Source organism: Acidovorax sp. KPB24-07 (assembly GCF_057543315.1).
Genome location: NZ_BAAJYS010000246.1, coordinates 1 through 5,385 on the forward strand (window position 1 = coordinate 1; position 5,385 = coordinate 5,385).

At 68.0% G+C, this 5,385-nt stretch carries 5 protein-coding genes; 1 reads left to right on the plus strand and 4 read right to left on the minus strand.

What is annotated here, in order from left to right:
- Window positions 1-268: 268 nt before the first annotated feature.
- Complete coding sequence (locus tag AC27IQ_RS18390; RefSeq protein WP_487090325.1) at window positions 269-1,225, minus strand: LysR substrate-binding domain-containing protein; 957 nt, start codon at window positions 1,223-1,225, stop codon at window positions 269-271.
- A gap of 136 nt (window positions 1,226-1,361) precedes the next feature.
- On the opposite strand from AC27IQ_RS18390, the gene AC27IQ_RS18395 reads away from it, so the two are divergent.
- Window positions 1,362-2,006 carry an FMN-dependent NADH-azoreductase gene (locus tag AC27IQ_RS18395; RefSeq protein ID WP_487090322.1) on the plus strand — a complete coding sequence of 215 codons (645 nt, stop codon included), beginning with the start codon at window positions 1,362-1,364 and terminating at the stop codon, window positions 2,004-2,006.
- 71 nt (window positions 2,007-2,077) lie between these two features.
- On the opposite strand, the gene AC27IQ_RS18400 is transcribed toward AC27IQ_RS18395, so the two are convergent.
- The 3 genes from AC27IQ_RS18400 to AC27IQ_RS18410 form a co-directional block, all read right to left on the minus strand.
- Window positions 2,078-3,040 (minus strand): bifunctional helix-turn-helix transcriptional regulator/GNAT family N-acetyltransferase, encoded by a 963-nt coding sequence (locus AC27IQ_RS18400; protein ID WP_487090323.1) that lies wholly within the window; start codon window positions 3,038-3,040, stop codon window positions 2,078-2,080.
- A gap of 117 nt (window positions 3,041-3,157) precedes the next feature.
- A complete protein-coding gene (locus AC27IQ_RS18405; RefSeq protein ID WP_284412884.1) occupies window positions 3,158-3,712 on the minus strand; it encodes an NADPH-dependent FMN reductase in 555 nt (184 codons plus the stop codon).
- Between the two features lie 261 nt (window positions 3,713-3,973).
- Window positions 3,974-5,385 (minus strand): family 2A encapsulin nanocompartment cargo protein cysteine desulfurase (locus AC27IQ_RS18410; RefSeq protein ID WP_487090324.1); only part of this gene is annotated, 1,412 nt, incomplete at its 5' end.

A 5,385-nucleotide genomic window follows, 5' to 3' on the forward strand; every position in this document is an offset into this window, starting at 1 on the left:
GGGCGGGGCCGCCTGCGGCGCTGCGCCGTCGAGCCGGCCGACCGGCCGCCCGGATGCGGACGAAGACGTGGGTGCGCTGCTGCTCATGGCCGGCGGGGCACGGTGGCCAGGGGATGGAACAAGGTAAGGATTCGAACCCCACAGGAGGTGCGGAACGACAGTGCAGTGGCCATGGAACAGGCTCCTCAACGGTGGATGCGGCCCATTCTGCGATTCCGCCCTTAAAACCCAAACGAATATATTCTTTTGAATTAATCGCGAATTGATCTTAAGAAGTGATCGATGCCGCGCTGCCAAGGCCCTCGGTATCGGATGCCGGCGCCGCCGTCGTCGCGCCTTGCAGCGTCTCGCCCAGAAAGTCCAGAAACCGCCGGACCGCGGGCGTCAGGCCGCGGCGGGAGGGGAACACCGCGTGCATCACACCGCGCTCCGGGGCCCAGTCAGGCAGCAGATGCACCAGCCGGCCACTGCGCAGCTCGTCCTGGCACATGTAGTCGGGCAGCCAGCAGATGCCCACGCCGCCCTGCGCGGCCAACTTGAGCGTGAGCAGGTCGTCGGCCACATAGCGCGGGCTGTGCTGCCACACGGCCTCCTGCCCTCCGGGGCCCACCAGCCGCAGCGAAGCACGGCCGTCGGCGGCGGACATGGCGATGCTGTCCATGCGTGACAGTTCCTCCAGCGTGTGCGGTGTGCCCTGGCGCGCCAGCTGCGCGGGGCTGGCGACCAGCAACAGGTCGCCCTCGCCCAGCCGCTTGATGACCATGCTGCCGCTGTCGTCCAGCTTGGCCCGCACGCGCAGCGCCACGTCGACCCCCTCCTCCACCAGGTTGACCACGCGGTTGCTCACCTGGATCTCCACCCGCACGAGCGGATACCGCGCCATGAACACCGGCATCATGTCGCCGAGCAGGGTCTGTGCGATCGTGACGGGGCACACCACGCGGATCGTGCCGCGCGGCTCGGCCTGGACGTGGGCCACCGTGTCGGCCGCCGCCTGCGCCGATTCGCGCATGGCCTGGCAGTGGCGCAGATAGGCCTCGCCCACCTCGGTGAGCGACAGCTTGCGCGTGGTGCGCTGCAGCAGCCGCACGCCCAGGTGTGCTTCCAGATCGGAGACGCGGCGCGACAGGCGCGACTTGGGGATGCCGAGCGCCCGGCCCGCGGCGGCGAACCCGCCGCGCTCGACCACCTCGGCGAAATACAGCATGTCGTTGAGATCTTGCACCGTCATCCCTCGCAGATTGTTCCACCCGTAGAACAATCTATCGCAAACGGGCCGACTTATCAATCAATGCGCTCATCTGCACAATCTATCCAACGCTGCACACCGGGTGCGGCCCCCATCCTGAGGAGAACCTTCCATGCAACTGCTGCACATTGATTCCGCCATCACCGGCGACCAGTCCGTCTCGCGCCAACTCACCGCCCGCACCGTGGCGGCGTGGGTCGAAGCCCATCCCGGCACGCAAGTGCAGCACCTGGACCTGGTCGCCCAGGCGCCGGCCCATTTCACGATGGAGGCCATGGCGCCGCGCACCGGCCAGACCGAAGGCCTGAGTGAAACACAGCGCCGTGAAAACGCCGTGTCCGAACAGCTGGTGAGCCAGTTCCTGGCGGCCGATGTGATCGTGGTCGGCGCGCCGCTCTACAACTTCGGCATTCCCACGCAGCTCAAGGCCTGGATCGACCGCATCGCCCAGCCGGGCCGCACGTTCACCTACACCGCCGCTGGCCCGCAGGGCCTGGCCAAGGGCAAGACGGTGATCGTCGCCTCCAGCCGCGGCGGTGTGTATTCGACGAGCGATGCCGGCCGCGCCATGGAACACCAGGAGAGCTACCTGCAGACCGTGTTCGCCTTCTTCGGCATCACCGACGTGCGCTTCGTGCGCGCCGAAGGCGTGGCCATGGGACCGGACGCCAAGTCCAAGGCCCTGGACAGCGCGGATTCCGACATCCGGGCACACGTGGCGCAATCCCGCCAGGAAGCCGTGGCCGAAGCCGCCTGATCCACAGGACAACTGCGCAGTCACCAGAAAGCCGGCCTTGCGCCGGCTTTTTTGCGTGCGCCGCAAGGCGCCTATAGCGCACGCGTCCAGGTCTCGCCCACCAGGGACTGGCCGTAGGCGGTGTAGGGTTCCGAGGCCACGAGCGTGAAGCCGCGCTGCGCATACAGGTGGCGGGCCGCGGCCAGGCAGCTGTTGGTCCACAGCGTCATCTCCGCGTAGCCCTGGCCCCGCGCGAAGGCGATGCACTCGTCCACCAGCCGGCCGCCCAGTCCCATGCCCCGCGCCTGGGGCGCCAGGATCAGCATGCGCAGCCGGGCGGTGGTGTCGGACTCGCGCACCACGAAGGCCGCCCCCATGCGTTCGCCGTCGACCTCGGCGATCCAGCACCGGTCGAATCCGGGCCGGAATTCGCGCACGAATCGCGCGGCGATCTCGGCCACCATGGCCTCGAACGCCTGGTTCCAGCCGTATTCGCGCCAGTAGATTTCGCCATGCATCTGCACCACCCAGCCCATGTCACCGGGCACCGGGTCGCGCAGCACCACGAGGCGGGGGCGGCTGGGCGGCTCGGGAGACAGCAGCGTCTCCAGGCGCTGCATGGCGGCCAGCGCGTCGGCCTGCTGCGTGGGCGACAAGCGCGCCAGGATCGCCGCCGCCTCGTCGCGCGAGCGCTGCTGCATCGGGGCGAACGCGGCGTGTCCGGCGTCGGTCAGGCGCAGCAGGCTCTGGCGCGCATCCTTTGCGCCCGGGCGGCGCTCCAGCCAGCCGGCCTTCTCGAACCGGCGCAGGATGCGGCTCAGATAGCCGGCGTCCAGGCCCAGGTCCCTGGCGATGTCGGTGGCGACGGACTCGGTGCGGTGGGCCAGCTCGTAGAGCACGCGCACGTCGGTCAGGGACAGGTCGCTGCCCAGATAGGCGTCGAGCACGCCGATGCGGCGCGTGAAGAACCGGTTGAACTGCCGAAGCGCCTTGACCGCGGCCGCGGGGACGGGCACAGGCGCGGGAGCGACCTGGGGATCTGACGCCATTTTCATTTGCCTTCATCAAACAATTGATTGACTTTAGCAATAAAAAACACGAAAGGCAAATAAAAAAGTCCGGCCGCCCATGGCGTGGCGGCCGGACTGGAGGCGCTGAAAACCAGCGGCTGGTCAGAGCTTGGCGTGCTGCTTGACCCAGGCCACGTACTTCTCGACCCAGCCCTGCAGGAACTGGCGGCTGGCCTCGCCGATGTTGCCGTCGTCATCGAACAGGCCATCCTTGGCCTGAACGAAGGCTTCGGGCTGGCCCAGCGTGGGCACGTCGAGGTAGGCCAGCACGTTGCGCAGGTGCTGCTGGGCCATGGCCGTGCCGATGGCGCCGATCGATACCCCGATCACGCCGGCCGGCTTGCCGCCCCAGGCGCTCTGCCCATAGGGGCGGGATGCGTGGTCCAGCGCGTTCTTGAGCACGCCGGGAATCGACCGGTTGTATTCGGGCGTGACGAACAGCAGGCCCTGCGACTGGGCGATCTCGGTCTTCAGGCGCAGCACGGCGGGAGCCGGATGGGCGTCGTCGTCCTGGTTGTACAGCGGCAGGTCGTCGATGCGCAGCTGCGTGAAGTGGAAGTCCGGCGGTGCGAGCCGGGCCAGCGCCGTGGCCAGCTTGCGGTTGAACGAGTCCTTGCGGAGACTGCCGACGATGACGGCGATCTGGTATTGGTCCATGAGCACTCCTTGTGAAACAGCCAAAAGACGGGACGGCGCGGGGCCGCAACGGGCCATGATAGACACGGCCTGCGGCGTTCCAGCGCTGCGCGCGGCGCCTTCAGGGCCCGCTTTCGAGGAACGCCAAAACGCCATTTGCTATTATTTTTGTAGCTATATGCCCTACTATTGATTGCGCTGGCGCCCTTTTCAAGCTAAACACCCCCGGCGCTGCAGCGCAGCATCCGGGGGTGCGGGGTCTGGCGCAAACGCGCGCTTGTCCTACCCGGCGCGGCGCTGGCCGGCGAGGCGGCGCACCACATGCACCAGCCGGTCGATCTCGTCGAACGTGTTGTAGAACGCGAGCGACGGCCGCACGGTGGTCTCCACGCCGAATCGCCGCAGGATGGGCTGCGCGCAGTGGTGTCCGGTGCGCACGGCGATGCCTTCGTCGTTCAGCGCCTTGCCCACTTCCTCGGTCGAGTAGCCGGCCAGCACGAACGACATCACGCTGGCCTTGTCGTCGGCCGTGCCGATCAGCCGCACGCCCAGGATGGCGCGCAACTGCTGCATGCCGTACACCAGCAGCTCGTGCTCGTAGCGCGCGATGTTCTCGATGCCCACGCGGTTCACGTAGTCGATCGCCGCGCCCAGGCCCACCGCGTCGGCGATGTTGCCCGTGCCGGCCTCGAACTTGTTCGGGATCGGCTGGAACACGGTCTTCTCGAACGTCACGTCGGCAATCATGTTGCCGCCACCCTGCCACGGGGGCATGTCTTCGAGCACTTCGCGCTTGCCCCAGACCACGCCGATGCCGGTCGGCCCGAACACCTTGTGGCCCGAGAACACGAAGAAGTCCGCGCCGATGTCCTGCACGTCCACCCGCATGTGCGAGACCGACTGCGCGCCATCGACCAGCGCCTTCGCGCCCGCACGGTGGGCCAGCGCCACGATCTCCTTGACCGGCACCACGGTGCCCAGCGCGTTGGAGACCTGCGTGACGGCGACGATCTTGGTGCGGTCGTTCAGGAGCTTCTGGTATTCATCGAGCAGCACCTGGCCCGAGTCGTCCACCGGAATCACGCGCAGCCTCGCCCCCTTGGCGGCAGCGAGCTGCTGCCAGGGCACGATGTTGGCGTGGTGCTCCAGATGGCTGACGATGATCTCGTCGCCCTCGCCCACGTGCTGGCCGCCCCAGCTCTTGGCCACCAGGTTGATGGCCTCGGTGGTGCCGCGCACGAAGATCACCTCGTTCACGTCGGGCGCGTTGATGAACGTCTTCACGCGCTGGCGGGCGCCTTCGTAGGCGTCCGTGGCGCGGGCGGCTAGTTCATGCGCCGCGCGGTGGATGTTCGAGTTCTCGTGCGCGTAGAAGTGGCTGATGCGGTCGATCACCGCCTTCGGCTTGTGCGTGGTGGCCGCGTTGTCGAACCACACCAGCTGGCGGCCGTTCACGCGCTCGGACAGCACGGGAAAGTCGCGCCGGATGGCGTGCACGTCGAACGGCGGGTGCTGCCCCTGGCCCGCCAGCGGCACCGTACCGTGCGGCGCGGGCTTGGCCGGCGTGACATAGCCGCTGGGCAGCACCACCGCGTCCACGAAGTAGAACTTCGGATCGGACGACGGCGCAGCCGCCAGGCCGGCCGGTGCGGCCGGGGCCTGGCCCGCATGCGCTGCCTGCGGCTGCGCGAACG

What these genes read in the sequence shown, in the direction of transcription:
- AC27IQ_RS18405 (WP_284412884.1), bottom strand. Translation starts at nt 3,712, where the DNA reads ATGGACCAATACCAGATCGCCGTCATCGTCGGCAGTCTCCGCAAGGAC.
- AC27IQ_RS18400 (WP_487090323.1), bottom strand. Translation starts at nt 3,040, where the DNA reads ATGAAAATGGCGTCAGATCCCCAGGTCGCTCCCGCGCCTGTGCCCGTC.
- AC27IQ_RS18395 (WP_487090322.1), top strand. Translation starts at nt 1,362, where the DNA reads ATGCAACTGCTGCACATTGATTCCGCCATCACCGGCGACCAGTCCGTC.